Source organism: Ruminococcus sp. RTP21204st1_B2_RTP21204_210225, from assembly GCF_040914135.1.
Taxonomy (GTDB): domain Bacteria; phylum Bacillota; class Clostridia; order Oscillospirales; family Ruminococcaceae; genus Hominimerdicola; species Hominimerdicola aceti.
Genome location: NZ_JBCPGA010000114.1, coordinates 1 through 1,531, shown reverse-complemented (window position 1 = coordinate 1,531; position 1,531 = coordinate 1). Strand labels below are relative to the sequence as shown.

The 1,531-nt window shown below is 45.9% G+C and carries 3 protein-coding genes; all 3 read left to right on the top strand.

Going from position 1 to position 1,531, the window contains the following annotated elements; genetic code table 11:
* Positions 1-561 (top strand): type IV secretory system conjugative DNA transfer family protein (locus tag AB5123_RS14320; protein ID WP_368364999.1); only part of this gene is annotated, 561 nt, incomplete at its 5' end.
* 16 nt (positions 562-577) lie between these two features.
* Entirely contained in the window at positions 578-868 is a 291-nt protein-coding gene (locus AB5123_RS14315; RefSeq protein WP_117878569.1) for a helix-turn-helix domain-containing protein, read from the top strand.
* Positions 861-1,531: conjugal transfer protein TrbL family protein (locus AB5123_RS14310; protein ID WP_368364998.1), on the top strand; the 671-nt coding region annotated here is incomplete at its 3' end. The genes AB5123_RS14315 and AB5123_RS14310, both read left to right, overlap by 8 nt.

Here is a 1,531-nt window from a genome sequence, read left to right as displayed (position 1 = left end):
AAGATAGAGGGCGCTGAATCTATGTTCTCCGCAGGACGTTCAAGAAAAATATCCATTGTGGCGATAATACAGTCCTTGGCACAGCTTGAGCAGAACTATGGCAAACAGGGTATGGAGATAATAACCGACAACACTCAGCTTACTGTGTTCGGCGGATTTGCACCAAACAGCCAGAGTGCAGAGGTGCTTTCAAAAGCTTTGGGCGAACAGACTGTATTGAGCGGTTCTATATCAAACGGCAGGGATAAAAGCCAGTCATTGCAGATGATAGGCAGACCGCTTATGACTGTGGACGAGCTGAAATCTATGCCGAAAGGACAGTTTATCGTTATGAAAACAGGAACACACCCGATGATTAGCAAGCTGAAGCTGTTCTTCAAATGGGGGATAAAATTTGAAGAAGAATACAAACTTCCCGATAAGACCGCTCGTGCCGTTTCATACAAAGAGCGTGATGAACTTATCCGTGACGTTGAAGTGAAATATCCGCAGAAGGAAAAAGAGAGCACGTTAGAATATGAGGAGCTGACGGCAAAGAAAAAGACAACTGTTAAAACGTAAAAGGAGCTGATGCATATTGATATTTCCAAGAAGGATCTACGACTTAGGGCTAAGCCACAAGGCTGTGGCTGTGTACTGCTATCTGGCAAACCGTGCGGACAAAAACGGAGAATGTTTTCCCTCTGTACGCAGGATAGCAGAAGATCTGAGTATACACAAAAGCACGGTGTATCGTGCATTTACGGAACTTGAAAACCGTGGATTGTTAGAACGGATACCTCGCTATCATATCCAAGGCGGACGCCGCAGCTCGCTGTACAAGATAAAGGGAGAGATAACAAAGGCAGGAGGTGGTGTGGATGTTTGATTGGATCTCAGACGCTATTGACTGGATAAGCGACGGTATCTCATCGCTTTGGGACAACACAGTTGGTGCTGCCGCCGATGCGATAAGCGACGCTATTTGGGATATTATGTTTGAATGGATATTCAATAAGGTGTATGGTCTGATAGCGGAATTATTCACATTTATTAACGAGACTGCAACGGATATTTTCGCTTTGTCCTGGGTACAGGTGTTCGTTGGACTGTTTGGCAGTTTTGCGTGGATGCTTTTTGTCTGCGGGCTTGTTGTAGCTGTGTTCGATACGGCTGTCGCTTATGAATCGGGGCAGGCGAACATCAAGAACACCTGCATAAATGTACTGAAAGGCTTTATGGCGGCAAGTCTTGTGACAGTCGTTCCCCAAAGGCTTTATTCGTTCTGCGTCAATATGCAGGGTACGTTTGCAACTGAGCTGCTTGGAAACTTCATATCCGGAACAAGCGACACGATGGCAGACACCGGACTTGCGGTCATATTTGCTCTTGCCTCAGATATTTCGCTGTTCAGTCTCTTTTTTATGATCTTATTCGGTTACTGCACGGTGAAAGTTGTGTTTGCAAACATCAAACGAGGCGGCATAATGCTTTGCCAGATAGCTGTTGGGAGCTTGTATATGTTCGGAGTTCCGAGGGGCTACACCGACGG